General features: G+C 44.3%; 21 protein-coding genes and 2 pseudogenes. 8 read left to right on the top strand and 15 right to left on the bottom strand.

The features are described from left to right. Window positions 1-1,731: gamma-glutamyltransferase (gene ggt / locus IQ257_RS21760; protein ID WP_193933221.1), on the bottom strand; the 1,731-nt coding region annotated here is incomplete at its 3' end. A gap of 80 nt (window positions 1,732-1,811) precedes the next feature. On the opposite strand from ggt, the gene IQ257_RS21755 reads away from it, so the two are divergent. Then, on the top strand, window positions 1,812-3,146 hold the full coding sequence (locus IQ257_RS21755; protein ID WP_193878059.1) for a cytochrome P450: 1,335 nt from the start codon (window positions 1,812-1,814) through the stop codon (window positions 3,144-3,146). Window positions 3,147-3,300: 154 nt separating this feature from the next. On the opposite strand, the gene IQ257_RS21750 is transcribed toward IQ257_RS21755, so the two are convergent. Next, window positions 3,301-4,485, bottom strand: coding sequence for a patatin-like phospholipase family protein (locus IQ257_RS21750; RefSeq protein ID WP_193878042.1), 1,185 nt, complete (start codon window positions 4,483-4,485; stop codon window positions 3,301-3,303). A gap of 236 nt (window positions 4,486-4,721) precedes the next feature. On the opposite strand from IQ257_RS21750, the gene IQ257_RS21745 reads away from it, so the two are divergent. Beyond that, the gene (locus IQ257_RS21745; RefSeq protein WP_193878043.1) at window positions 4,722-7,121 is read left to right on the top strand and encodes a filamentous hemagglutinin N-terminal domain-containing protein; all 2,400 of its coding nucleotides are present in this window, start codon (window positions 4,722-4,724) and stop codon (window positions 7,119-7,121) included. A 178-nt stretch (window positions 7,122-7,299) separates the two neighbouring features. After that, a complete protein-coding gene (locus IQ257_RS21740; RefSeq protein WP_193878044.1) occupies window positions 7,300-7,890 on the top strand; it encodes a response regulator in 591 nt (196 codons plus the stop codon). Window positions 7,891-7,892: 2 nt separating this feature from the next. Here the strand turns inward: IQ257_RS21740 and IQ257_RS21735 are convergent, their stop codons facing one another. From IQ257_RS21735 to IQ257_RS21720, 4 genes and pseudogenes are all read right to left on the bottom strand, one after another. Continuing rightward, complete coding sequence (locus IQ257_RS21735; protein WP_228060906.1) at window positions 7,893-8,354, bottom strand: hypothetical protein; 462 nt, start codon at window positions 8,352-8,354, stop codon at window positions 7,893-7,895. A gap of 15 nt (window positions 8,355-8,369) precedes the next feature. Further along, window positions 8,370-9,325 (bottom strand): annotated as a pseudogene (locus IQ257_RS21730) (IS630 family transposase). A gap of 175 nt (window positions 9,326-9,500) precedes the next feature. Further along, on the bottom strand, window positions 9,501-11,042 hold the full coding sequence (locus IQ257_RS21725) for a hypothetical protein (protein ID WP_193933219.1): 1,542 nt from the start codon (window positions 11,040-11,042) through the stop codon (window positions 9,501-9,503). Beyond that, window positions 11,039-11,500: a hypothetical protein gene (locus tag IQ257_RS21720; RefSeq protein ID WP_193878050.1), complete on the bottom strand. Its 462-nt coding sequence runs from the start codon at window positions 11,498-11,500 to the stop codon at window positions 11,039-11,041. Before IQ257_RS21720 ends, IQ257_RS21725 begins: the two co-directional genes overlap by 4 nt. A 136-nt stretch (window positions 11,501-11,636) precedes the next feature. Here IQ257_RS21720 and IQ257_RS30265 point away from each other — a divergent pair, with 136 nt between their 5' ends. After that, window positions 11,637-16,004 (top strand): eIF2A-related protein, encoded by a 4,368-nt coding sequence (locus tag IQ257_RS30265; protein WP_228060905.1) that lies wholly within the window; start codon window positions 11,637-11,639, stop codon window positions 16,002-16,004. A gap of 68 nt (window positions 16,005-16,072) precedes the next feature. Next, complete coding sequence (locus tag IQ257_RS21710; RefSeq protein WP_193933217.1) at window positions 16,073-16,360, top strand: hypothetical protein; 288 nt, start codon at window positions 16,073-16,075, stop codon at window positions 16,358-16,360. A 56-nt stretch (window positions 16,361-16,416) separates the two neighbouring features. On the opposite strand, the gene IQ257_RS21705 is transcribed toward IQ257_RS21710, so the two are convergent. The 4 genes and pseudogenes from IQ257_RS21705 to IQ257_RS21690 form a co-directional block, all read right to left on the bottom strand. Then, on the bottom strand, window positions 16,417-17,322 hold the full coding sequence (locus IQ257_RS21705) for a hypothetical protein (protein ID WP_193933215.1): 906 nt from the start codon (window positions 17,320-17,322) through the stop codon (window positions 16,417-16,419). Window positions 17,323-17,478: 156 nt separating this feature from the next. Next, window positions 17,479-17,769, bottom strand: a complete 291-nt coding sequence (locus IQ257_RS21700; RefSeq protein WP_193933213.1) for a hypothetical protein — start codon at window positions 17,767-17,769, stop codon at window positions 17,479-17,481. Between the two features lie 459 nt (window positions 17,770-18,228). Beyond that, window positions 18,229-19,554 carry a hypothetical protein gene (locus tag IQ257_RS21695; RefSeq protein ID WP_193878054.1) on the bottom strand — a complete coding sequence of 442 codons (1,326 nt, stop codon included), beginning with the start codon at window positions 19,552-19,554 and terminating at the stop codon, window positions 18,229-18,231. A 166-nt stretch (window positions 19,555-19,720) separates the two neighbouring features. Beyond that, window positions 19,721-20,059 (bottom strand): annotated as a pseudogene (locus IQ257_RS21690) (ATP-binding protein); the annotation flags it as partial. 217 nt (window positions 20,060-20,276) lie between these two features. Between IQ257_RS21690 and IQ257_RS30260 the strand changes: the two are divergent. Next, window positions 20,277-20,513: a hypothetical protein gene (locus IQ257_RS30260; RefSeq protein ID WP_228060904.1), complete on the top strand. Its 237-nt coding sequence runs from the start codon at window positions 20,277-20,279 to the stop codon at window positions 20,511-20,513. Window positions 20,514-20,575: 62 nt separating this feature from the next. Here the strand turns inward: IQ257_RS30260 and IQ257_RS21680 are convergent, their stop codons facing one another. The 5 genes from IQ257_RS21680 to IQ257_RS21660 all read right to left on the bottom strand — a co-directional run bounded on the left by IQ257_RS21680 (window position 20,576) and on the right by IQ257_RS21660 (window position 24,463). Continuing rightward, entirely contained in the window at window positions 20,576-20,779 is a 204-nt protein-coding gene (locus tag IQ257_RS21680) for a hypothetical protein (protein ID WP_193933211.1), read from the bottom strand. Window positions 20,780-20,784: 5 nt separating this feature from the next. Then, complete coding sequence (locus IQ257_RS21675; protein ID WP_193933209.1) at window positions 20,785-22,410, bottom strand: hypothetical protein; 1,626 nt, start codon at window positions 22,408-22,410, stop codon at window positions 20,785-20,787. A 29-nt stretch (window positions 22,411-22,439) separates the two neighbouring features. Further along, on the bottom strand, window positions 22,440-23,759 hold the full coding sequence (locus tag IQ257_RS21670) for an IS4 family transposase (RefSeq protein WP_193882650.1): 1,320 nt from the start codon (window positions 23,757-23,759) through the stop codon (window positions 22,440-22,442). A gap of 288 nt (window positions 23,760-24,047) precedes the next feature. Beyond that, window positions 24,048-24,215, bottom strand: a complete 168-nt coding sequence (locus IQ257_RS21665) for a hypothetical protein (protein ID WP_193882646.1) — start codon at window positions 24,213-24,215, stop codon at window positions 24,048-24,050. Then, entirely contained in the window at window positions 24,215-24,463 is a 249-nt protein-coding gene (locus IQ257_RS21660; RefSeq protein WP_193933207.1) for a hypothetical protein, read from the bottom strand. Before IQ257_RS21660 ends, IQ257_RS21665 begins: the two co-directional genes overlap by 1 nt. A 260-nt stretch (window positions 24,464-24,723) precedes the next feature. Between IQ257_RS21660 and IQ257_RS21655 the strand changes: the two genes are divergently transcribed. Further along, window positions 24,724-24,912, top strand: a complete 189-nt coding sequence (locus tag IQ257_RS21655) for a ribbon-helix-helix domain-containing protein (protein ID WP_193933205.1) — start codon at window positions 24,724-24,726, stop codon at window positions 24,910-24,912. 310 nt (window positions 24,913-25,222) lie between these two features. Further along, window positions 25,223-25,414, top strand: coding sequence for a hypothetical protein (locus IQ257_RS21650; protein ID WP_193933203.1), 192 nt, complete (start codon window positions 25,223-25,225; stop codon window positions 25,412-25,414). Window positions 25,415-25,670: the final 256 nt, after the last annotated feature.

Raw genomic sequence — 25,670 nt, 5'->3', positions numbered from 1 at the left:
AAGCACCCGCGTTTCCGGTTCAATCCCAATCGATTCCGCCGCCCCCCAAGTGGTAAACGGAATCACCCGATATCCCCTCTCCCACAACCGGGGAACCACTTCAGGTTCTAACGCAAACGGTTCCGTCAGCACCCAATTGGGTAATCCCTGATAATGAATACGCGGTGCATTCACCGCCCCTTCGATATCCAAGTTATAATCAATCAGATTTGTAATCACCTGCACCACCGTTGTGGGAATCGTCGCACCCCCAGGAGAACCCGTCACCAAAACAACTTCTTCATCCTGCTTCACAATCGTCGGACTCATGGAACTCAGGGGTTGCTTCCCCGGTTCAATCTGATTCGCTTCTCCCTGAACTAAACCAAACTGATTCGCTTTCCCTGGTTTAGCCGTGAAATCGTCCATCTCATTATTCAGAAAGAACCCCGTATCTTTGGCAATAACCTTGGCACCAAACAGGGAGTTAATCGTATAAGTTACTGCCACGGCATTGCCAAACCGATCCACAATGGAATAGTGCGTGGTATGCGTACCTTGGGGCATTTCCTCCAAGTTAAGCGATCGCGGATCGATTGCCTTTTCTCCAATTTGCCCCCGAATCCTAGCAGCATAGCCTTCACTTAGGAGTCGCTCAACGGGATTATCGATAAAATCCGGATCACCCAAAACCTGATTCCTATCTCTATAAGCAAATAGCGCCGCCGATAAAAAGTAATGCAGACTCTCTGTCGAATGCCAATTGAATTCAGAAAGGGGATACCCTTCTAAAATATTCAACATCTGACACACCGTCACCCCCCCACCAGGCGGCGGCGCTGTCACCACCTCATACCCGCGATACTCACATTGCAGCGGCTTTTCTTGACTCACCCGATACCTGGCAAAATCCTCAACCGCAAGAATCCCGCCGTTTTCCTGACTGGCTTGCACGATCACCCTAGCAATTTTACCCTGATAGAAAGCAGACGCTCCCGAATGGGCGATCGCTCTCAAGGTTTGACCCAATTCCCGCTGCACCAACCGTTCCCCCACTTGGTAGGGTTTCCCATTCTGCAAAAAAATCGCCGCCACATTCGGCTGTTGTGCAAACAACTTAGTCTGGGGGTGCAATCGTTCAATATCTCCCGCCGACAGGCGAAACCCCTCCTCTGCCAAGCGAATCGCCCCTGCCATCACTTGCTGGCGGGTCATCGTGCCATACTCAGATAGGGCAGTATCCAATCCCGCCACAGTTCCTGGAACTCCCACTGCTAGATATCCCTGAGTACTTAAATTCGGAATAACCTTTCCCTTCGCATTCAAATACATACCTGCCGACGCCGCCAGGGGCGCGGTTTCCCGAAAATTAAGAAAAATCTCCTCCCCATCAGCGCGGTGAATCACCATAAACCCACCGCCACCAATATTCCCACAACAGGGATGAACCACGGCTAAGGCGTACCCTACAGCCACTGCTGCATCAATCGCATTCCCTCCAGCGAGTAAAATTTCCTGTCCCACCCGCGATGCCTCGGCGTGGGAGGTAACAACCATCCCCTGTTCTCCTTTTACCGCTTTGGTGTCCTGGGGATAGCAGGGGAAAATCCGGCAACTCGTCCAACTCAGTATCGAATAGAGATAGTTTAACGGATGATAGACGCTACGTGCGATCGCCATATCCAACCCAATGGCGGCAACGATTGACGTAGTAATCAGCAGCAGGATTTTCTTCTTACGTGTCAGTTTCATCTAGAGAGCAAGCCGGAAGTGTATTATCTAGTACAACTTGTATTCTGGTAGGACTTACAGTGGCAAGACAGATGAGAACAATGAAAATTCCTGATGGACCCAAAACACCTCCGTGGTTACAGAAAATTCAGTGGACAGTAGATTCCCTCAGTTTTATGGATGCCGCCGTGCAACGCTATGGCGATATCTTTAATGCCCCGGTGATTGGCAATACTAACACAGTATTACTAGTCAGTAATCCCCAGGCACTTCAGCAAATTTTTTCCAGCGATACCCAGCAATTTATAGCTCCTGCCAATCAGCTTTTGCAGCCGTTGGTGGGCGATTATTCTATGTTTGTATTAGAAGGCGTTCGCCATCGTCGGGAGCGCAAATTGCTCATGCCCCCTTTTCATGGTGAAAGGATGCATTCTTATGGACAATTAATCATTGACCTGACCGAAAAAAAGTTGGCTCAGTTGATACCCAACCAAACCTTCACCGCTCGGAGTGTGATGCAGGATATCTCAATGGAGGTCATCTTGAAGGTGGTGTTTGGACTCGCCGACGGAGAGTCATTTCACCAACTCAAACAACGAATTACCAGCCGAACGGATGCGTTTAAGGTTCCCTATCTGGCAGGATTGCTCTTTTTTCCGGGGTTACAAAAGGATTTAGGTTCTAAAAGTCCTTGGGGGTACATCCGCCACTTGCAGCGACAAATTGATGAATTGCTCTATGCTGAAATCCAGCAGCGCCGGGAACATCATGACCCTTCGCGCCCAGATATCCTCAGCTTGCTCCTGTCAGCACGAGATGAAGCAGGAGAGGGGATGACGGATGTGGAATTACACGATGAATTGATAACCTTACTGTTAGCGGGTCATGAAACCACTGCCACAGCAATCGCTTGGGCATTGTATTGGGTTCATAGGTTTCCTGAAGTCCGAGAAACGATGCTGCGGGAATTAGAAACGCTGGGGGATAATCCCGATCCGCTGAGTATCGTTCGATTGCCCTATTTAACCGCCGTTTGTAATGAAACGCTGCGGATTTACCCAGTTGCGGTATTAACAACACCACGAGCTGTGAAAGAGCCTGTGGAACTGATGGGGTATCTGTTAGAACCAGGGATGAGACTGTATGGATGTATTTACCTAACTCATCGCCGTGAGGATATCTATCCAAACCCTCAGCAATTTAAGCCGGAGCGATTTCTAGAACGTCAATTTTCGCCCTATGAATTTTTACCGTTTGGGGGAGGTATTCGTCGCTGTATTGGTGAAGCGTTGGCGTTATTTGAAATGAAATTAGTCTTGGCGACAATTATGCAACGGTATGAACTGGCTCTCGCTGACAAAAACCCAGAGCGTCCGAAACGTCGAGGCGCAACCTTTGCACCGGAACGAGGGGTGAAAATGGTGAAGCGACGATGATATTTTCGTTGATTGATGTTGCTGGTTCCGAGTTGTACAGAAGTAAAAAATTAAGGAAAAATGAATGGGGAAGGAAGTAGGTGTTTCTGAGTATATCCCTTTTTCCTTTCCCCAAAAACCTGATGAGCTACTTTCCTTCCTCTAACCTAAAATCTTACTTCTTAATACAGGCTCGTGGCTCAGGATTGTCTAAGATAAATTGCTCAATCTCATCCCCAACACTGCCATAATGTTCAAATCGGCTCTCAAAAACATATCCCCGACTCAGGTATTTTTTAGTAGCATCGGCTAACTGGTTTATGTTATCTTCTCGGGCGTCGTCCATTGATTCTTGAATATGCTTTCTTGTCCAGAAATTTTTCCGTTCTTTTTTGGGCAATATGGGAGATTGAGCTAAATAATTTTCTGGCTCACCAAAAGCTTTATTCAGATCAAATTGTAGACGCAGATAGCGGCGGGAGGGGGCACCTCCCATTAATTGCGTACAAATGCGGCTTTGAATTTCAGCTTGACCTTCCATAAACACATCAGAAATGCGTAATCCCCATTGAATCAATCCCCATCCCTCAATTTCCTTAAAACTCAAGGGTTTCTTATTTTCACCTGTGCCAATCGACAGGACAGAAATATCCTCTAACTTATGACCTAACTGGATAGCACGGGCAATGGCGCACAAAGACGGATTATTAGCGGTTACGCCGCCATCAACATGAGGAAAACTCCATTCTTCCTTGATGCCTTTATCTTTGTTCTCTTCATGATGTTTCAGTTCGTAAGCTGGGAAAAATGTTGGAGCTGAGGCAGAAGAAACGCAAATTTGCCACAGGGGTAGCTTATTGTACCATCGGTTCCCTTCTTCTGGAGTATGATAGTTAGTGAATAAGGTGGTATTACGATACCTTGTGTCATAGGCAAGAATCAAGACAATGGGATTCTTTCCATCTTGACCGACTTCTTTCATGCTAATGTAGCTACCATCCGGCTTCTTGAATCTGCGTTCATTCTTCAGGACATTAATTAGCCCTTCATTAGAAAATTTTGGAGCCGAAAGACCATACTTCAGCAACAGTTTCAATCGCCCCATGTCAAACAACTTTTGGTAGGGAAAGATTTCTAATCCTCGTGTTTTATAGATGTCAATCAAATCTTTGATTGGATAGCCCAGTGCAATTCCCGCCGCCAGAATTGATCCAGTAGAAGTCCCGGCAATCATGTCAAAGTGTTCTCGTAAAGGCGGTTTGTTATTCTCCTTAAGTTTTGCCTCAATTTCTTGTAGCATGTATGCAGAGACAAGTCCTCGAATACCGCCACCATCCAAACTTAAAATTCTGAAGGGCATCGTCATTTCTCCTAAAATGCCAGAAGGAAGGTACTTTGGCTTGGTTTACAAAAATAGGATTCCCAAAAGTCTCGCGCTGCTAACGACCCGCTCTATTGATAAATTTATCGATTAGCACGGATTTCAAGTTATAATTAAAAATTATAGATTGAGGTCGAATGGCGATCGCACCCCGAAACAGGACACCCTTGTGGGTTTAGTATTTTCTAAAGGTGCAGTTAAAATTCTTGTGAGCCATGAAATGGAGTCAGGCGATCGCTATCATAGCCCTAGGATTATCTGAAGTTAGTGGAACACAAACCCTAGCCCAAATTATTCCCGATTCTACCTTACCCATTAACTCCGACATTAACCTTGAACAGAACCGACTCATCATTAGAGGTGGAACAGAAGTAGGCACTAACCTATTCCACAGCTTTTCTGAATTTAATATAGATGCTGGAAATGAAGCCTATTTTACTCCAGTTACCGGAATTGAAACTATCATCAGCCGCGTCACCGGAGAGAATCCCTCCAAGATTCTGGGAACGTTGGGAGTCTTAGGCGATGCCAATTTGTTTTTCCTCAATCCCAACGGTATCCTCTTTGGTGTCAATGCTCAGTTAAATCTGAACGGTTCCTTTATCGCCAGTACCGCTAATCGCCTTTTGTTTGCCGATGGGACTCAATTCAGCACCGTCCCCACTTCTTATCCACCTCTGCTAACGATAAGTACACCCATTGGTTTAGGATTAATCAAGAGTTCAGGCGGTATCCGCGTTGAAGGTGAAGGACATCAACTCAATGCCCTTAACTTTATGCCCATTACCGATAACTCAATCGGTGGTTTAACCGTACAACCGGGTCGGACTTTAGCGCTAATCGGAAATCAGATTGATTTAGATGGCGCGATACTAACCGCTTTCGATGGACATATTGTTTTGGCAGCCGTGAATGAAGGAGACGTAACCTTTTCGGCTGTACAGAAAGGAGAATTTAACTTCCAGGCTATTTCCCAATTTAATCCGATTAATCTGACCACACGCAGCGCGATTAACGCCTCCGGCATTACAGGCGGAACGATTGAACTCTGGGGGAACCAAATCAGCTTTGCTGACGGTTCGGTTGCCTTTATTCAAACCCTTGGATTCCCCTTAAATAATTCCCTGTCGCAACCGGGAAAGATAACAGTTAACGCCACTGAGCAATTCCAAATTAGTGGCACTGATCCCATTGCCCAGATAGTCGGCTTTCTTCGCACCGAGACATTAGGAGCAATTCCTGGCAGTTCTATTAATATTTTTACTCCCAACTTAAACCTAATTCAAGGGGGAGGATTATTCACCGTCAGTTATGGTTCTGCTCAAGCTGGTGCTTTAAATCTAGATATCACCGACACCCTGAATATTATTGGCTATTCTCCCCGCACGTCTAGGGCATTAAGTACAATTACATCAATCACTTTTAGTGATGAAGCGGCAGGAGATATTACGATTAATGCGGGAAAATTAAGGATTCAATCGGGAGGATTAGTTTTGTCAGCGACTGGCGGGAAGGGTGATGGTGGAACGATTCAAATTACCGCCAACGACTTAGAATTAGACGGCATTAATCCTGAAATATTTTCTCCCAGTGGCATTGGTTCATCTTCAGGGGGAACGGGAGATGCAGCTCGTGTTACGATTCAGACCGATAGGCTGACGCTAAAAAATGGAGGTAGAATTGATTCGTCTACGTTGGCTCAGGGAGATGCCGGAACGATTTCTATAAATGCCACGGACTATGTATCATTATCCGGTCAAGATACTCAATCCCAACTCCCCAGTTCCATTGTGTCTTCAGCCGATATATTAAATCCCCTGTTTCGGGATAGCTTTAATTTCCCCGATGGCTCTCAATTATCTGGTAAATCAGGTACAATTAATATTACATCTCCCCAAATTTACATAGACGATCGCTCAGAAGTTCGCGTCACCAATCTAGGAACGGGAGATGCAGGCTCTATTGTGCTTGATGGCAATTTAATTCGCCTAACGAATAAGGGCAGTATTACGGCTGAAACCCAGTCGGGGACGGGTGGCAATATTGAGATTGGGGCTAATACCTTGCTCCTGCAAAACAGCCAAATTTCGGCAACGGCGCGAAACGCTGGGGATGGGGGAAATATTACCACAGATACCGAGAATTTGATAGTAATAGAAAGCCGAATTGCTGCCGATGCCTTTAAAGGCTCTGGCGGTAATATTAGGATTGCGACTCAAGGCTTATTTATCAAGCCACAAAGCCAGATATCTGCGAGTTCAGAGTTAGGGGTTGATGGGGACGTGGAACTGGTGATTAATGAGCCAGGTGTTGCTCAAGGACTCATAGAGATAGAGCCGGGGATGGCTTCAGACGTTGACATTGCTCAAAGCTGCATCGGGCAAACTACGCCCAATGCGACTCAATTAACCCGTTCCGGTGGGCGTTCCTTGCCAATGTCCCCAGGTGTGGGGCTGTCTGAGTGGGCAATTCCCACACCGACACCGACACCTGCACCACTGCCACTCCGGGAAGCTAACACTATCATCACGCTAGCCGATGGACAGTTGGTGCTGGCATATGTGGCTCCAGTAACCTATCGTTCTGCCCAGGAACTGGTTTGTGACGATTCTTAATGAAGAAAGGGGGAGCTATAGCGGTTCTCATTTGAAAGCACTACACCCTACACCCTGCTTCTACTAGGGTGTATTGCACCCAACCCTTGAAGTGCTATATAAGCCCTCCACTCTCCAGCAGCGCTGGGGAGTTTACTAAAGTTAAGATTAAGAGTATTGGTGAACCGACAGAACGGCTATGGTAAAAAGAGTCCTAATTGTGGAGGACGAAGAAGCGCTCCGAGACCTCATCGAAATGAAATACGAGGGCGATAAGAGATATCAGTTTTACTTCGCCAGTAATGGCAAAGAAGGGTTACAGGTTTTATCAGCCAATGCCGAATGGGAAGAATTACCAGAAGGTCGCCGCTTGGTGGGATGTAAAATTCACTTGGTGGTGACCGACTTGCGAATGCCATCGGGTTATCGAAATAGCTTGGCTACCGAACTCAACTCGGAAGACCAAACCTACGATGGTGTGGACTTCTTACGTCAAATCAATAATCTCAGATATGCTGTCGGGAAAATCGTCATTTCTGCCTACGGTGATCCGATGGTGTTTCAGCAGATTATGGCAGAAGGGGCTTTCCGATTTATCCCCAAGCCCTTTGCGCTAGAAGAGCTAGAGCAAGCCTTTAATGATTATTTTCGCCAGAGAGCCCATCGCTGTCGGAAAACACCAGGAGGGTTTATCGAGCAACGGGGAAGCTCCTACCTCCAACGCTGGCGCGATGATAATGGCAGAACGCGCTCTCTTTCTATTCCAGGATTTCAGCTCTCAACAGAGTAAACTCAGGATTCTGTACTGGGCAGTTGCACAGACTCAGAAGAATGCCGAGGACTCATCGGACTAATCAAACCATTCGCGGCACCAAAGAGATTGATAGGATTTTTCCCATCCGTAATTAAAACACTTTGAATGCCCAGACCTTCAAGCAGTCTCGCCTGCATTTCCGGACCCGCTTGGGCGATCGCTTTTATCGTTTCTGGATCAATGGCTTCAACTTTCTGGCGGTATTCAGTACTGGTGATTTCAGCCATACGCTCGGCTTTTTCCAATTCTAGATTCGCCAGAGCCTGCTGATGGGTTAATTCTGCCTCTTGACGTGCCTTGAGTTGAGCTAACCCTCTTCTGTCAGACTCCGAAAACTTTTGCCATTGCTGAATTCTAGAATTAACCTCTGGTAGGCGATCGCAGATTTTTTTCTTGAGTAATACTAGCGGTTTGATTATCCTTATGGCTAAACAGAGCATTAAATACAGCGTTTTCTAGGCTAGTGAGGTACAATAACAGCAATGAGTGAACCAGCCTTTTAGATCTTCTAAAGATACTTGAGAGAAGGCTTCTTCAATTGCTTTCACTAAGTCTGGATAAGTGCGGGTGCCGATTGAGCGGAGTGTATTTTTAATTTTTGAAAAACAGTTTTCTATCGGTGAGAAGTCCGGTGAATAGGGAGGTAAGTAAATCAAGATTGCTCCGGCTGCAACAAGATAGAGCTTTAATTTCTTCCCCCTTGTGGATGGAACAGTTATCCATAATGACACAGGCACCCTTCCAAAGCTTTGGGACAAGTCTTTGAGAGATAAAAGCTTCAAACGTTAGCCCATCTGTTGTACCGATGAGCTGACAATGCGTCATCACTTCCTGAAGATTAATGGCACTAATGATAGAAACACGTTTACCTCGTTTACTCGGACGTTTACCGCGTGCTCTTGAGCCTTTAGGTGAGCGCGCACGTAAGCGAGTCAAGCTCAGATCGACCCCTGTCTCATCAAGGAATACCAGGTCTTGAGCCAATAGGGCTTGCATTATTTGCCAGAATTCACAGCGTTGTATTTGGACTTTTTCAGTTTCTTTCTCGCTCGGATGAAGTGTTTTTTTTTAGAGTCAAGTCTTGCTTCTCTAACATACGAAACATAGTAGATACTCCAACACAAATATTGGTCTCCTGAAGAAGGAGGTCACACAGTTCAGCTAGGGTGGCATCATTATTAGCTGCCACAATATTTTTCAGGATATCTAGCTGTGCTGAGTTAAGTTTTGTCGGTGTTTGCTCTAACCGTTGTTTAGGTTCAATACTACCTGTTTCTCGATATTGCTTGAGTATCTTTTGTACGAAGCTAGGGGCAACTCGAAATCTTTGAGCCAGCTTGCGTTGTGACGTATTTTCCTCAGCGTAAGTATCGATTATCCTTTGGCGAAAATCCAGCGAGTAGGGTTGCATCCTAATTCATATAAAATTGAATATCAAAATCATAGCATCTGTATCTCACTAGCCTGAAAAAGGCTGTAAAATTGTTGATTGTACTCGGCTTAATCTGTCAACTTGAATGTATTGGATTTTACAATTGTTGTTGGTGGTAAGTTGCTATGGGTAAAAGGATTGGAGTACATCAGCTTTAGCGCGATCGCTCTTTTAACCGAATCACCAACCAAGTGAATAGGGCGGCTAAAATAGCGGTACTGAGGCTGTATACTAAAGGAATAGCTGGTTCTAACCAGGGTGGTTGGATTTTTAGGGAATGGGTGAGGACAGACCGAACTGGATCATTTTTTCCCTCGCCTAATTTATTCAGAGACACAACCATAGAACCTGCGGCTAGCCCTACGCCGACAATTGCGACAGTATTTTGGAACGTGCGATCGCGCTGTGCCTGATCCAAATTTGTGATTCCATAAATCGAATTAATTAATTCTTCCAATAGAATCAAGCCAGGACTTAATCCCTCATAGTCTTTTTCTACTTGTAACATATATTTGTTACTAAAATCTTGCCTAAACTCATCCAGAAAACTAAAATCATGAGGAGATACAAAGTCAAGAATTGAGTTAGGAAGTGACTGCCAATCTAAAGACCTTAAATCCCATCCCCATAAACTTAAGTAATCATAATCTGAGATAGCTTTTTCCTGGGTTTCTTTCCTGGCTTTCTCCTGAATAACCTTAACTCGTCTCTCATAATTTAATAAGTTAACTTCCATTGTCCGAATCTGATCAGCAAATTGATTTAAGTCAATAGAATAGTGATATAAACTATATTGTGCTTGTAATAATTTCCTTTTTAACTGTCTAAGATTCGGGTTGCTCTGGCGCTCTTTTTGAAACAAGCCCATAAACTCTTTAATAGTTCGATAACCCTCTTTCAATTCCTGTTTAATAAAGCGACTCTGAGTATAAGCAAACAAAATTTTATGTCGATAACAAAATAATCTTATCCAATCAAAATTGAAGCGAGAGGCTATCTTCGCGGCTGAATAATTCGGGTATAACTCAATCAAAACATGATTAGATACCTGTAGTTCAGCCAAAGAAGTCGAATTATAATTTTCAAAATTAGAGCCTTTCCTATGACTTCTATATTTCAAGTTTGGACGGATGTGATATTGGGATAATTCAAAAAGAGTCCCCCCTAAAAATTTTCCTTGACCTACTAAGTCAGTTTCCCAATCAGCGGGGGTCTGAGGGTCGGAATTTCCCATTAAGGCTTGATAGCAGTCCTGAGCAACTTTAGACCAATCTTTATGATAGTTTTCAGGGAGATGAGCTAAGATCACCCAAGTGGTTCCTAACGTCCCCGGCTGATCCGCCAGCTTGTCATCAATTTTTTTTTTGAGATTAGCAATGACTTGATTAGCAGAATATATTTGAGAATTTTCAGGAGGAGAACAGGCAACTAAGAGTCCATAGGTGTCATTTAAACGGACAGGGTAGTAATATCCTGTATAGCCATCTTCTTGGTCTGTGAACTTGTCAATTTTTGTCGGTAAAAGCTCATGATACTCCGTTTCAAAGTTGTGATCATTTTTAAAAACATAAGAGAGATGGGGAAGACGGTGAGCAAAGTTAGCTTGGGCATCCCTTAACTCTTCCTTGTTAAACCCTAATCCTTCTTTGATATCATAAACAAAACAAAAGAGATTAGGATAGATGAGTTGACTCATGAGTGACCGAGAGATTTTAGATATTCCGCCAGACGCAGAGCCAGACTTAATTTTTGACTTGTTTCGGCTGGGTTGGGACTTTTGACAACGCTACTGACAAAGTTACAGATTTCTTGACTGCTCTGATCCGCTTGACCCTCAAAGTAGGCTCGCTTCACAACTGGTGCATCAGGAAAAATTTGCTTAACCTCTTGTTCATCGGGTAAAATATTAGGGATGTCTTCTGACGGCAACTGCCCTAAAGCTTGAGAGGCTTGATGATAAGACTTCAGGAAATGTGACTCTTCAGGAAAGACGGTCAAGAGCTTTTCAAGGTGAGATGACCACTTTTTTGGTTTGGTTCCTAACCGTTGACCCATTTGATGCAAGGCTTTCTGTTGCTCCTCAGTTAGACGCTGATCTGAATTTTCAAGAGCCACTAGAATCGCCAGTAACGATTGATTAACGGTAGTAGCCATAGATCGTAAGTGGAGAGAAAGAGGGTCGGGGGAGTCGTTGTCTTGTAGTTGTAGATAAATTTGAGATTTAGAGTCCAAAACGGCTCTTAGGACTATGTTACCGTAAAATTACTCCGTTAAAGATGTAGGTCAGTCCATGACTCGTGATGCCCTGGTCATAGGGATTAATAGCTACCCGGAACTGCCCAACTTATCCAAACCGGCTCAGGATGCGGAGGAGATCGCCCAACTTCTGGAACAACATGGGGGCTTCCGGGTGCGACGATTGCCCGAAGTTAACCGGGAAGGTCGATTGTGGGTGCATAAAGGGGCAGAAGTCCGCTGTAAGCAAGTCGAAGAGGCGATCGCGACGCTCTTTAATCCTGATGGGGATGATGCTCAAGTACCAGAAACGGCACTGTTATTTTTTGCTGGTCATGGCTTACGCAAAGTTCGTGGGGGCATAACAGAAGGTTTCCTTGCCACTAGCGACTGCAATCCGGAAGAAGAAATCTGGGGAGTCTCCCTGCAATGGTTAAGGCGATTACTCCAAAAAAGTTTGGTTAAACAGCAAATTATTTGGTTAGATTGCTGCCACAGTGGGGAATTACATAATTTTGACGAGGCAGATCCGGGAAACTTAGGACAGGGAAGAGATAGATGTTTTATTGCTGCCTGTCGTCCGTTTGAGTTGGCTTATGAGTCTCTGGGTGGAAAGCATGGAGTATTGACTCAATTTTTGTTAGAAGGACTTGAGCCTAGGGAGAATACTGAAGGTGTAATTACCAATCATACCTTAGTTGATTTTATTAAGAAAAAGGTGAGAGGGATTCCCCAAGCACCGATTCATAGCAATTCAGGTGATCCCATTATTCTCACTACTCGCAATATCGAACAAGTCAGTCCAATTCGAGAAGGCATTTGTCCTTATAAGGGGTTGAGGTATTTTGATTTTAACGACGAAGATGCTGAGTATTTTTATGGGCGAACCGAAAGAATAGATGAATTAATTGAGAAAGTTAAGACTAACAATTTTTTAGCCGTTTTGGGGCCATCAGGATCCGGGAAGTCTTCTTTAGTTAGAGCCGGACTACTGTATAAGCTAAAACTGGGACAAAACTCATCAGGAAGTGATTTGTGGAAAATTTATCCTCCCTTTACTCCTGGAGAACAAGATAAAACACCACTGCAAAATTTAGCTCGAGTCTTTGTTGATGCGGAAATAGATTTATCCCCGATTGGAAGAGCGAGTCAGCTACAAAAGGCTGAAGAGTTGATTTTAGCCGGGAAAGAAGGATTAAAGCGATTAGTTGAAGCCACTCAAGCTCCTCGCGTAGTTTTGGTAATTGACCAATTTGAAGAAATTTTTACTCTCTGCCCGGATGATTCAGAAAGGCAGCGGTTTTTTGAATGCCTATTAGGGGCTTTAGAAGCCGCCGAAGGGAAACTTTGTCTGATTTTAGTCATGAGGGCCGATTTTTTAGGAAAATGCGCGGAGAAAGAATATTTCGGGTTGACTGAATATATTAACCAAAATCAGTATTTAGTGCCCACTTTAACAGCTTCCGAGTTGGAAGAATCTATTGTCAAACCAGCACAGAAAGTAGGATTAGAGGTAGAAAGAGGATTAGTTGAGCAAATGGTTGACGATGTTCAAGGTTCTCCGGGTAGCTTGCCACTTTTGCAATATACCTTAACAGAGCTTTGGTATCAAAAAACGGTGACTCGACTAACCTTACCTGAATACAACCGCTTAGGAGGGGTTAAAGGATCATTACAAAAGCAAGCTAATATATTTTTTGAATCCTTATCGGAAACCGAACAGAAAATTGCCAAGCGAATTTTCTTGGAGCTAACTCAGTTAGGAGAGGGAACAGAAGATTCTCGGCGATGGGTATTCAAAACTGACTTGGTGACTACCGAGTATAGTGAAGAAGCAATTGATAATATTCTGCAAAAATTAGTCCAGGCTCGCTTAGTAGTGACTGATGAATTACAGGCTAGATGTCAATCCGATAATAAGGCCTTAACCGTTATTGATATTGCACATGAGTCATTGATTCGTCACTGGCCACAACTAAAAAAATGGCTAGAAGAAAATCGCGATATGCTTCAAGAGAAGCGAAAAATTGAGGGACAAATTAAGGACTGGTTTGAGGGTGGAAAATCTCGGCATCGTAGTGATTTACTAGCGGGAAAGCGTTTACGTGATGCCCAAGATTTCTGGAAAGAAAATCCAGCAGAGCTTTCTCCAATTGCTGTGGAGCTAATTCAATTGAGCCAGGAGGCCGAGAATCAGGCTAGGTTGGAGGAAATGGAAGCTAAACTCACTTTAGAAAGAGAAATTCAGGAAAAAGAAATAGAAAAGACAGGCCGACTAATTATTACATCTGCCTACCAGAAAGGCACTAAAATAGCTACAATCATTGTGGGGGTGAGTTTAATTTTCAGTGGTGCATTTTTAGGAGCTGCCATGCTCGCTCGTTATCAGCAACGGGAAGCGGAAGAAGGAACCAAGCTAGAACAAGCGGGGGTGAGTGCCTTGCGACAATTGCGATCGGGAGAATTAGAAGCACTCCTTTCCGCCATGCACAGCGGTCAACGATTGCAAGAAATGGTTAAAAATGGTCGTCCTCCCCAAGATTATCCAGCCGCCAGTCCTGTTTTAGCATTGCAGAAAATCCTCGATACGATTTATGAGCGCAACCGCTTTGATCGGGGAGGGGAGGAAGTGAAAGCCGCCACCTTTAGTCCTGATGGACAAGCCGTTGCTACAGCCGGACGAGATGGAGTGATTAGAATTTGGGGCCTCTCAGGAACCACAGAAGCCGTTGAACTCCGGGGACATAAAGAGGGGGTGCTCGGTGGAATCAATGACATCAGTTTTAGCCCAAATAGCCAGCGAATCGTCAGTGCTGGGGGAGATGGAACCGTTCGCCTCTGGGAGAGTTCCGGTCAACAACTGATGCAGATGGAACATCAAACTGTTGTTAATACCGTGGCGTTTAGTCCGGATGGAGAGACTTTTGCCTCCGGTGATGATTATGGTGTCGTGCTTTTGTGGAATCAGTCGGGAGAGAAAAAGGCAGAATTTGAACATCCTGGCGGCGTGAACCAAATTACTTTTAGCCCCAATGGTCAGACCCTATCAACTGCTGGGAAAGATGGTAGAGTTCGCTTATGGAAAACTTCCGGTCAAGAAATCGCCCAATTTCCAGCCCATCCACAACGGGTTTTTAATGTTAGCTTTAGCCCCGATGGTCAGCAGTTAGCAACCACAGGAGACGACGAAGTAGTTCGCCTCTGGAATTTATCCGGTAAAGAAGTGCAACGCCTGGAGGGACATCAAGGGTGGGTGATTGCCGTGAATTTTAGTCCCGATGGAGAGCAGTTGGCAACCGCAGGAGATGATGGAACTGTCCGATTATGGGAACGTTCCGGTCGAGAAATCGCCCGGTTACAAGGTCATCGAGGGACGGTCTGGCGAGCTAATTTTAGCCCTGATGGTCGCTATCTCATGAGTGCGGGACGAGATGGCAGTTCTAGACTCTGGGATCTGTCAACAGCAGCAACTTTACAGTTTCCCGGTCATCAAGAAGATGTTAATACAGTCAGTTTTAGCCCTGATGGACAGGAAGTGATTGGTGCTGGGGATGAAGGAATTGTCCGCGTTTGGAACTTATCAGGAGAAGAATTAGCTCAATGGACTGCTAATTCTCGCGGTGCAATCTGGAGTATCAGTCATAGTCCCAATGCGAATATCATTGCCACAGCAGGATTTGAAAACACGGTACGACTGTGGGATCGTTCTGGCACTTCCTTGGGACAGTTGACAGGTCATCAATCTTGGGTGAACAGTGTGGAGTTTAGTCCCGATGGTCAATATATTGTGACTTCAGGAGCCGACAAAACAGCGCGACTCTGGACAGTTTCTGGTGAATTGTTGGTAACTCTAGAGGGACATGAAGCGGTTGTGGGTAAGGTGGCGTTTAGTCCTGATGGACGGCGGATTGCGAGTACGGACTGGGATGGAACAATTAAGTTGTGGAATCTATCCGGTCAGTTGCAGAAGGAATGGCAGGGTCATGAGGGACAAATCCGCAGTATTAGTTTTAGTCCCGATGGCAGCCAGTTGGTGACGGCAGATAACAATAGTATGGTGCGGGTATGGGATAGGTCAGGACGGCAGCAACTGGAGTTTTTTAGCTATCAGAGTGGGATTAATGCAGTGGGTTTTCGTCCCGATGGGTTGTACGTTGCTACGGGGGGAATGGATGGCACCGTGCGATTGTGGGATTTGCAGGGGCGACAAGTGGCTGAGTTTACCAATGAGCGAGGGGCTGTTTGGGGTCTGACGTTTAGTGCTGATGGGCAATCTATTTTAGCGGGAGGAGATATGGGGAGTTTGCGGTTATGGAAAATCTTAAATTTGGATGAATTGTTGGTGGTAGGGTGTGACTGGTTGGAAGGGTATCTCGCTATGGCTTCTGAAACTTTGGTTTTGAAGAATTTTTGTCAGCAGTGATTTGAGTTTTTTCGGGGAAAGCCAAGGCAGAACATATCAAATTTTCAATTTCAAAAGGTTACTGAATTATGAAGGTCAATATTTTTGCCTTACTTTTTCAACTGAATCTAGTTTGGCTTTTGTCAGGGTGTAACCTAATTGAGGATATTTTTAGAAAAACGCCAGAAGTTTCTGAGGATAATCTATCTTATAAGCAGGTTTACTCGACCCAAGAGATTACTGAACTTTCAGGGTTAAATGATTCTCAAATAAGAGATTTACTACGTCTACAATCACAAGATAGTCATCGTGGTAAATTTAAAGCAATTTTGCCAACTTATGTTCCTAGTGGGCATGATCAGTCAAGGACTATTTGACGTGCCATAATTTAAAGCCTGTAGTTTGATGTTGAGTACACCGATTTCCATTCACTTTATGGAGCCTCAATAATACTTGCTTCACCGATTTCTACATTGACAAATTCTGATTGAATAAACTCCTTGAACTGATTGGCGCGTTCACGTCCAATAAAAGAAGAAATTTGAATATAGTCTTTATCTAAAGATTCCCGATAAATTTTAAGGGAATCTCTACAAAACTGAGACTGTGCTAATTTTAAATTCCTTTCACTATAATCAATTAAAACTGGGTAAAACTTAACCGGGTAAGCATCTGAGTCTTCTGGTAAGCTGTCACCACAAGAGTCTTTTGGGAATGAGATAGATTGAAACGGGTTATTAGTTGACGGGGGATTAGTTTTCTGAGGCTGTAAAAATTCAAATGATTCAGCGACTTTTACCGCTTCCACAAAACTCATCGTTTCACAAGGTTCTTCGTCAAAGCCATAGGAAGGAGAACTAAACTCAAAATCACCAAAGTCTTCATTGTCACTTGTTTTACCTCTAAGTTGCTCTTGTTGAAATCTTATATTAGATACTCGATCGCCCATTTTAACTGAACTTGTATAGGCAATAGGAGCTAAGCCTAATGCCCGAGAATTAGCATTTACAACTGCTGATAAACCTGCCCCACCTCCAATTGGAATGATAAACCCTCCTCGAAACGTAAAACACTGATTATTCATTGGATTCTTATACCGAATATTATAATCGCTCCCATAATCGCTTCCATAATCTACTTGTTGACGAACATCAAGCCGAGTTAACTCAAATCCTTTAGGAATATAGGTTGGAACTACTACTTTGATAGTATATTGCTTGCTACTGCCTATGCTTGCTTCACTTCTATCAATTGCCAATAATTCTTGCATTTGCGCTTCACTTAACAAAGCGGCTTTGGCAATTTCTTCAGTAGTCTCAAACTTCTCTGGTGTTTCCAAATTATCTGTTATGGATGATTGATCTACTGATTCTCCTCTAATAATTTCTGGTTCTGAAATCTGTACGTTTTCAAAATCTTGGCTGACAATTTCTTTAAATTGTTCTGCTTTTTCTCTACTGATAAATGTAGCTAATTGTGTACCGAGGTCGGGGCTTTAAAAAACTGATACTTGTTGACAATATTTTGCTTGAAGGAGTTTGAAATTGCGATCTTCAACTCCATCAATAAAAACAGTATAAAGCTCAACTGGATAATCTTGTGGGTCTTCTGGTAGAGAATCACCACAATACTCTAAGGGAAAATTAGTGGTAGCAAAGTGGTTGTTCTCAGATACTGCCGAAGAAGTTGATGGGTTTCCTTGATTCAAAAGTCCTCCCACTCGATTACATCCTGATAGCAAGAGTCCGATAAATAGTTGAGTGGCTAAAAAGTATTTTATTTTCATGGTTTTATTGACTCCATCAAAGCGCTTCTAATGCTGTAAAAAATCAAATGATTCAGCGACTTTTACCGTTTCCACAAAACTCATTGGTTCACAATTCACAAGGATCTTCGTCAAAAGCATAGGAAGGAGAGCTAAACTCAAAATCACCAAAGTATTCATTGTCACTTGTTTTACTGATGTGCGATCGCGAGTAGAATGGCTTCCATCAAGGAACGAATAAGCCTATTTTACAAGAGTGCGATACGTCCTATCGGACACGCTTGCGTCCATTGCAGGGAAATTGACAGCGTGCGATCGCGTCTGGATCGTCGCAGAAGGATGCGATCGCACTCCCAGTCAGCTTCCAGTCAGCCTAAAAACAAGATGGGGGCTACACACATTATTATAGTCAAAGCCTATTTTACGTGCCATAATTTAAAGCCTGTAGTTTGATGTTGAGTACACCGATTTCCATTCACTTTATGGAGCCTCAATAATACTTGCTTCACCGATTTCTACATTGACAAATTCTGATTGAATAAACTCCTTGAACTGATTGGCGCGTTCACGTCCAATAAAAGAAGAAACTTGAATATACTCTTTATCTAAAGATTCCCGATAGATTTTCAGGGAATCTCTGCAAAACTGAGACTGTACCGATTCTAAATTGCTTTCACTATAATCAATGAAAACTGGGTAAAACTCAACCGGGTAAGCATCTGGGTCTTCTGGTAAACTGTCACCACAAGACTCCTTGGGGAAGGACATAGATTGAAACGGGTTATTAGTTGACGGGGGCTTAGTTGTCTGAGGGGGATTCAAAAGATGCAAGGATTGAATCACTTTGATGAGTTCTTGAAGGCTAGGTTGTTGATTACATCTATCAGTGTCAAATCGTAAAATGTATCCAAAATCAGAACCCGAATAGTTCCCTTTCACAACTTGACCGTTACCATCAATAGTCACCATGTCAAATCCTGTACTAAGATCCGGACCACCACCACTACTCAAGCGACTGCTCTCTGTATAACCCAAATTGATATAACCTAAAGCGTGTGAGTAAATAGACCTTATAGTGTCATGTTTTGCTGGAGCATCACCCCGTAGTCCAGTATCAAATATACGGAAACAAGCATCATGGTCATTTTTGTAGGAAATACTATAATTTCCCCATTGATTTATTGTGAATTCATCAACTTTAAACCCAGGAGGTAAATAAGTTGGAACAATTGCTTTTACTTTTCTGATGTTGCCATTATTTGTCTGGAACTCTTCTAATGAAATTAGCTGCTCAATTTGAGATTCCGTTAATCCCGCTGCTTCGCCAATCTCCTCCTTCGTGTTAAAGACAGCAATTTGAGATGGTGGAATTTCAATGATTTGGGGTGAACTGACTTGAATGACATCATTGTCCAGTTGAGCTTCAATGACTTCCTTGAAATCAGAGGCTTTGTCTCGAGTCATAAATTGTGCAATTTCATCCTGTTCATGATATCCCCCAACAGAAGAATTTGGACAGAAGCGAGACTTGATTATTTCGACATTTCTACGATTTCCCTCCATATCTCGTATGTCATTCTTTAGGGTAACAGAATAAACCTCAAGGGGATAAGCGTGTGAATCTTGTGTCAAAGTATCACCACAAGACTCTAAGGGAAAATTAGTGCCAGCAAACTGGTTGTTCTCAGATATTGCCGAAGAATTTGATTGGTTTCCATAATTGAAAAGTCCTCCTACTAAATTGCATCCTGATAGCAGGAGTCCGATGAATAGTTGAGTGGCTAAAAAGTATTTAATATTTTTCATAGTTTTATTGACTCTCTCAAAGCGCTTCTAGGGCTGTAAAAATTCAAATGATTCAGCGACTTTTACCGCTTCCACAAAACTCATCGGTTCACAAGGCTCTTCGTCAAAGCCATAGGAAGGAGAGCTAAACTCAAAATCACCAAAATCTTCATTGTCACTTGTTTTACTGATGTGCGATCGCGAGTAAAATATCGCTAATATCCACATCTGCCATATCCAAGTCTTGGGAGAATTCAAAGTAGACCATATAAAATCCCTGCTGTTCGAGTTCTGTTTTCAGGCGCAGTAATTCCGTGGATTTGCCACAGCCAATATGTCCGGTAAAGAGTTGACAGGTTGGTTCATCAGGTGATAGTCGGCTAATGGTGCGTCCCAGTTCCTTGATAATATTATTTCCTCGCACCGAAGAAAAATCAATATAATATTGCCGATCCTCAGATTGACTCAGATTGAGGGTTTTGCTAGGGTTGGATGCTCGATAGAATTTGGCTAAATTCAGTGTCATGGCTTGTCTAACTTTTCAGCCTATCCCTATTGTTGATTCGGTTTCTGCTAGCCGTCAACTATATGTTAGAGAATGTATAGTCCTCATTGAAGTGTAGCACTACCTAGGAAGCTGGCTAATCGCTGATATCTGGGTAAGCAAGCGTTTATTTCCCTCATATCGCAAAGACGAACGTGACTTAAGTTACTCCCTACGCGGATGGGTAGACAAAAATCGAATGATTGGAAAAGCTTATTTTGCAGCACTAATCATTGCTAATAGTCAGGCAGTGATTCAGCCAAACCCAGCAGAAATCCATCAATATGAGTGGGTGAGTGCCAGTAAATTTCTCCAGCGAATTCAGACAAATCCCCCAGAAAAGCAGAAGATTGTCTACCAAGCTTGGGTAAAACTAGTAATTCGTACCAGGAAAAGGCAGTCATCTCAAAACCTTCTCCATCCATCCAATTCTTAGTAACTTGTAAAACGCTGGAGTATTCTCTGCCCTGTACCTTCTCCAATACGAGCTGTGATGGGCTAGGCAGTGGTGGCGATCGCATAAAGGAAACACTGTAATTCCAGGTTCCTCATGTCCAGCAATGGGAATGACGTTTTTGCCTTCTCTAATTGCATAACAGACATGGTGAGTTTCTGTGGCTTTTTTAGAACAGCCAGGGAAGCAGCATTTCCACCCAGCCAGCCGTTTAGTTTCTTTAGAGATTTCGTTCCAGTTTGAAGCATAACGATTAGTCTTCGGTTTCCCTCTCATTTTTGATAAGTTCTAGAAGCTGTTTGTATCGCAAGCAGGCAGCTTTATATTGTCGGCTGTCAATCGTTTTACATCCTGGGAACTCATCAATAAATACTTCAGGTACAATTTCTCGCATTGTAGTCTTGCCGGATGCCCACAGCATTTTAATCTGCTCAATTTTTCGAGCGTCCCGAATCTGTGAGGCAAGGGTTTGCCCCAAAATTTCGCCCATGTCGGACGGTTGGACGGGGGGATGATAATCGTCAAAATCACCCCGAAGAGCTGGATTTGAGCCGTCCGGTTCTCCGTCCGCTTCACCCCCATCAGGCGGTGCGAACGCTCCGGTGTCGGATTCTGGACGGGCGGATTTACGGTCATTCTTATCGCTATCTATTGCTAGATTACTAAATGATGAAAAAGCATTTGGAGGGGGTAACTGGGTAATAAACGGCAGTTCTGATTGAATGCACACCAAAGCAAAATACTGCTCTGGGGGTTTATCGATTCCCTCCTTTTTCTTTTGACGAACAACAGTTAAACGGGCATAGATTTGCTGGCGCAGTTTGCTTTTTAAATCCCGTGGCGGCTTGATTTCATCCAGTCCCTTTAGAGCCATGGAAGCTCCTAAGAAAAAGCGGGTGGCGTTGGCAGCATCGGGAACCTGCAAACCGTAGTTTGAACAGTTGGGGTTTTGTCCAATTACAATAGGAATGTTGAGGGTAGAACGAGCGACCCAGAAGCCGTCTTTGAGCGGTTGGGAGAAGTCTTGCTTGTAGCGTTCGTGGAGAGCTGCACCCTCATCGATAATCCAGAATGTCGGATTGCGATCGCTAACGGGGAGTTGATAGGTTGGGTCTTCATAGAGTTCTTGAGGAATAGATTCAGCCAAGGCTTTAGCAACCTCTAAGCGCCGCGTAATTTCATCCCCCATGGCATAAACGCCGTCTATGGCATCCTCCCATCCCCGGTAATCTGGCAGAATCCGTTTATTTTTAATAATCCATTCTGAATCGGGGAATTTGGGGTCAATGATTTTGATTTCAACGGGGCGGTTGTAAAGCTTGCGGAGTTCCTGTTCTCCTGCACAAACATAATTGTTGATGAGCACAGATTTGCCTGCACCCATTGGACCATGAACCAAGCAGGAATAGCTGGTGCGGACTGCACGGCGGAACCAGTCGGGGTCGTCGGGTTCGGAGATTTTGACCTCTTTACCGTCGTCATCGATGGCAGCATAGAGTTCCTCTTCATCGTCCACGTTGGGGGCAAAGTGAAACTCATAGAGGCACTCATCAGAGTCCCAAGTGATGGAGGGGGTGCCGAGTTTGACGTGAGAACCCACTTCCTTCGCTAACGATTCCAGCTTTTTAGCACTGACTCCTAGCTCGATATCCAGCCAGATTGACACAGCTCGGACGCCTGGAATTTTCTGATAACTCCGCAGGATGCAGAAGACTTCGTGGGCTTCCAAGGCATCCATGAGAAGCTGAGCAACCCAGGCGGCAAAGCCATCCTTGGGATTGGGACGTTTGATTTTAAGGAATTCGCCCTTGAGCTTTTCCTGCAAGGCAGCGATGGTGTTTTCCCTAAGCTCTATTTCGGCTTGATAACAAGAGTGCAATTGCTCGATTTCAGAGCATTGGTGACAAGTTAAGGCTGTATGCCAGTTGTCAAGGGGATTTGAGAAGAGGCTTGAAAGAAAAAGTGGTCAAAACTTCGTTGAATTTCAGGGAAAGGTGCGACAATTAACTTAACGAAAGGTTTTCGCGGCTGTTTAACAATACCTAAATCTTGATTTTCTGGAGCAGCGAAATACTTAACTGGGTCAGTTGCCTTACCTTTTTGGTGAGCAACTGAAAAATGGTAAAGACCCCGATAAATCATCTCTAAAGAAATGGAGTCAAAGGGTAAAGAAAGTTCATCGGCTACGGCGTCACCCAAATCAACTAAGACAGCATAAAATAGCCAAGTTCCCCAAATCTGTAGCTGAATGCCATTCAGGGAACCCGTCCATAAGTAACTGAGACCTAAGAGCCTTTTAACTGTATTAAAAGCGTCCTCAATTCTCCATCTTCGTCGATATAAATCTGCGACTACGTAGGGAGGTAACATCGTCGGGTCAAGGACGCTGGTTAAATAAGAGTGCCAAGTCTTTCCCGAACGAACTTCTATCAGACGTAGAGTAACAAATGGAGTTTTTTTTGTGCCAGACCCCAAGCGTATTATCCGGTCTCTCAGAGCATAGCTATCAGTAAAAACTTGCTCAACTTGAATTGAAGCTCCTTTCTTCAAACGAGTAATAAAATCCACTTCTTGTTCAATTAACTTCAACCAAAAGCGGAAATGATAAAAGCCTCTATCCAGCACAAGCAAAGTCTTGGCTGTCACTCGGTTTAAAATATCTTCTTCAAAGAGTGTATCAGAAGCTCTGGGATTAGATTGAAACCAAATCTCTATAGGCAGTCGGGTCATTAAATCGATGACGGTTCCCATTTTCCCCGCCAATTGCCCTTTCGGGGCATTTTCCAGGCTCCCTAGCTTGCGAAACAAAGCTTCTAACGTTGAACAGTCTACTATCCAAACCCTCTCAAACTTTGAGAGAGTAAATTGCACACTCTCAGGTATTGGGCGACTATTCCTAGCGTGCCAAGCCGCTTTCAACTGTGGCAGTAAATCTTTAAATACTTTCTCGAATAGGGAAGCGGGGAATGTCAGAAATCGTTGAGATATTGCCTGTTGAGAAACCTGTTTGGGAGTACACCACAAGAAACCCTCTCTTGCTAACATTCGTGTTAGTTCTCTGACTCCTGCCACGTCTCGCCACAGTAAGGTTAATACCGCCGCTACCATTAGCGGTAAGTTGAGAATTCTATCTCTTAACCCTAGTTGACGATAGTAGTTTTCTTGTGCCGTGATGGCTGGTGTAAGTAAGGCTTCGAGTTGAGAGGCAATGACTTCCTCTTCCACCATCGGTCTGGTCGTCTTTTTGGCATGGTCTCGGTTAGTTTTGCGGCTAATGCTCACAGGCTTTCTGCCCCCAATACCTCAATTACTTGTCGCTACAGTAGTGTCACATTATTTTCCATCCGTGCAAATGTTAGCCGACCCTGTGTTGATAATGATAATCGTGACGAAGGGGAGAAAGGCGAGCGCCGCTCGCCTTTCTCCCACCCCTCAGCGTGTGATTATCATTCTCTATAACAAAGAAATTAAGTATATTGACTCATTGACAACCACTACACCACCTTAACTTGTCACCTATGTGCGCTGAGTGTCATTTTTGAGAGTGCTGTCAAAAGCCACCTCGTACTCTGCATTAATCTCAATCCGTTCAATGCAGTCCTTGACCGCTTTAAGCTGAGCATCTAGCTCGTTAAGCGCTCTTGTTGCTTGAGCGATGGCGGATGGATAGTCCTGTAAGTCCATTACGCTGCTACCTCCTCATCCGACACATCAGGCAGCATCCCGATAGCATATCGTAGCCTTTGACCGTTGAGCAGGTGCATCACCTCGGAGGGGTCGGTCAGGGAGTCGAGAACCTCCTGAATGCGATCGCTAATTAGATTCCCCACTTGTTCCGGGTCTTTGTGATCACAATCTACTATCCCAGAGTCCATGAGGTTCTGGGTAACTTCCTGCAAAACATGAGACTCTAAAACAACCGCTCGAATCATTGCACACCTCCATCCCCAAGTTGTTCGAGTTTGATGTTTGGGTGCAAAAAATTACCCAGGCGGAATTGAACCCCGCCTGGGTTTTCGGTGAATTTTTTTGACATGATAAAGATGCTCCTTTCATGGTCACGTCATGGGAGGGGAAGTCGCTGGTGAGTGCTGCCAACACTCATCAGCGGCGCTGTTCCGTTAAACAAAGTAATTATAACTGAATATCAAGTTAAAATCACATTATATAGAGTGTGATTGTAGGAGGGCAGATGCCTCAGATAAGCGTTACGATTCCGGACGATTTGCACCGCCTGTTACAGGAGCTTTCTGAGGAAACGGGGCAATCTATATCCGGATTGGTCGCAGATTTTATCAAGCAGGGTGCTTATACAGAAGCGGAAATGCGGAAGAAAATTGCCGAATTTCGGAATATGCGAGAGTCAAAGCAGTCTAAGTGAAGGGCGATCGCTATGAGGCGGTGGTGCTGTAGTGAGTCATTTTTTGAAGAGATAAGGGGACAAGGAAAAATGGAGAAATGGAGTACTGACACCTCTCCAACACAACTCTCCCCATCTCCCCTCCCCTTGTCCCCCCATCCTCTTTTCCAGGCAACAGGGAACGCCTCCATTGCTGATGACTGAAGGAGTTTAGATATTTTATAGTATGCAGTCTCAGTCAGTATACGGATCAACTTCACACTATCTTCATAAAAGTGTGCAGTACTCCGACTAGGACGCTGGGTTCTAGGGGAAATGAGGAGTAGTCGCGGTGGACTCAATGCAGTCCATCTTCGCTTTAAGTGCTATCCAGGTGGGAGCGAGGGCGATCGCTCTCCCAATTCTAGGGGAAATAGGAGAGGTAGGCGATCCGCCTTGCGGCAGCGCAAGGCGGATCGCCTCAATTTTCGCTCAATTCTTCTCTCCCGTGATTACTTTGGATAACTACACTTTGAATAAGTAACCGCCCAGAAATTAATAGCTAAAACACAGCGTCGGCAAGCACTTCAAGCAAGGACTATCCCTTATACGGGCTCTCTTCTATAGCCACCCATTCTATTCCTACAGCAAGTGGATGTGCCGATGTTGCACACTCTGAAGAGTGCTGTTCACGTCCGCAGCTTTCATTGAGGGAAAGTTTGAGTAAAGTGAGGGAAAGTTTGCCTTACCCGTAGCTGCTCGATGAGTGATGCGCTCGATACCCAAGAAGTCCAATCTCC

The sequence above is a fragment of the Coleofasciculus sp. LEGE 07092 genome (genome assembly GCF_015207375.1).
Taxonomy (GTDB): Bacteria; Cyanobacteriota; Cyanobacteriia; order Cyanobacteriales; family Coleofasciculaceae; genus LEGE-07092.
This window is presented reverse-complemented; position numbering and strand designations above follow the sequence as displayed.

Bases quoted from the DNA above. Each gene is read 5' to 3' on its own strand.
- IQ257_RS21755 (WP_193878059.1), top strand. From the start codon at position 1,812: ATGAAAATTCCTGATGGACCCAAAACACCTCCGTGGTTACAGAAAATT.
- IQ257_RS21750 (WP_193878042.1), bottom strand. From the start codon at position 4,485: ATGCCCTTCAGAATTTTAAGTTTGGATGGTGGCGGTATTCGAGGACTT.
- IQ257_RS21745 (WP_193878043.1), top strand. From the start codon at position 4,722: ATGAAATGGAGTCAGGCGATCGCTATCATAGCCCTAGGATTATCTGAA.
- IQ257_RS21740 (WP_193878044.1), top strand. From the start codon at position 7,300: ATGGTAAAAAGAGTCCTAATTGTGGAGGACGAAGAAGCGCTCCGAGAC.
- IQ257_RS21735 (WP_228060906.1), bottom strand. From the start codon at position 8,354: ATGCTCTGTTTAGCCATAAGGATAATCAAACCGCTAGTATTACTCAAG.
- IQ257_RS21725 (WP_193933219.1), bottom strand. From the start codon at position 11,042: ATGAGTCAACTCATCTATCCTAATCTCTTTTGTTTTGTTTATGATATC.
- IQ257_RS21720 (WP_193878050.1), bottom strand. From the start codon at position 11,500: ATGGCTACTACCGTTAATCAATCGTTACTGGCGATTCTAGTGGCTCTT.
- IQ257_RS30265 (WP_228060905.1), top strand. From the start codon at position 11,637: ATGACTCGTGATGCCCTGGTCATAGGGATTAATAGCTACCCGGAACTG.
- IQ257_RS21710 (WP_193933217.1), top strand. From the start codon at position 16,073: ATGAAGGTCAATATTTTTGCCTTACTTTTTCAACTGAATCTAGTTTGG.
- IQ257_RS21700 (WP_193933213.1), bottom strand. From the start codon at position 17,769: ATGAAAATAAAATACTTTTTAGCCACTCAACTATTTATCGGACTCTTG.
- IQ257_RS21695 (WP_193878054.1), bottom strand. From the start codon at position 19,554: ATGAAAAATATTAAATACTTTTTAGCCACTCAACTATTCATCGGACTC.
- IQ257_RS30260 (WP_228060904.1), top strand. From the start codon at position 20,277: ATGATTGGAAAAGCTTATTTTGCAGCACTAATCATTGCTAATAGTCAG.
- IQ257_RS21680 (WP_193933211.1), bottom strand. From the start codon at position 20,779: ATGCTTCAAACTGGAACGAAATCTCTAAAGAAACTAAACGGCTGGCTG.
- IQ257_RS21670 (WP_193882650.1), bottom strand. From the start codon at position 23,759: ATGGTGGAAGAGGAAGTCATTGCCTCTCAACTCGAAGCCTTACTTACA.
- IQ257_RS21665 (WP_193882646.1), bottom strand. From the start codon at position 24,215: ATGGACTTACAGGACTATCCATCCGCCATCGCTCAAGCAACAAGAGCG.
- IQ257_RS21660 (WP_193933207.1), bottom strand. From the start codon at position 24,463: ATGATTCGAGCGGTTGTTTTAGAGTCTCATGTTTTGCAGGAAGTTACC.
- IQ257_RS21655 (WP_193933205.1), top strand. From the start codon at position 24,724: ATGCCTCAGATAAGCGTTACGATTCCGGACGATTTGCACCGCCTGTTA.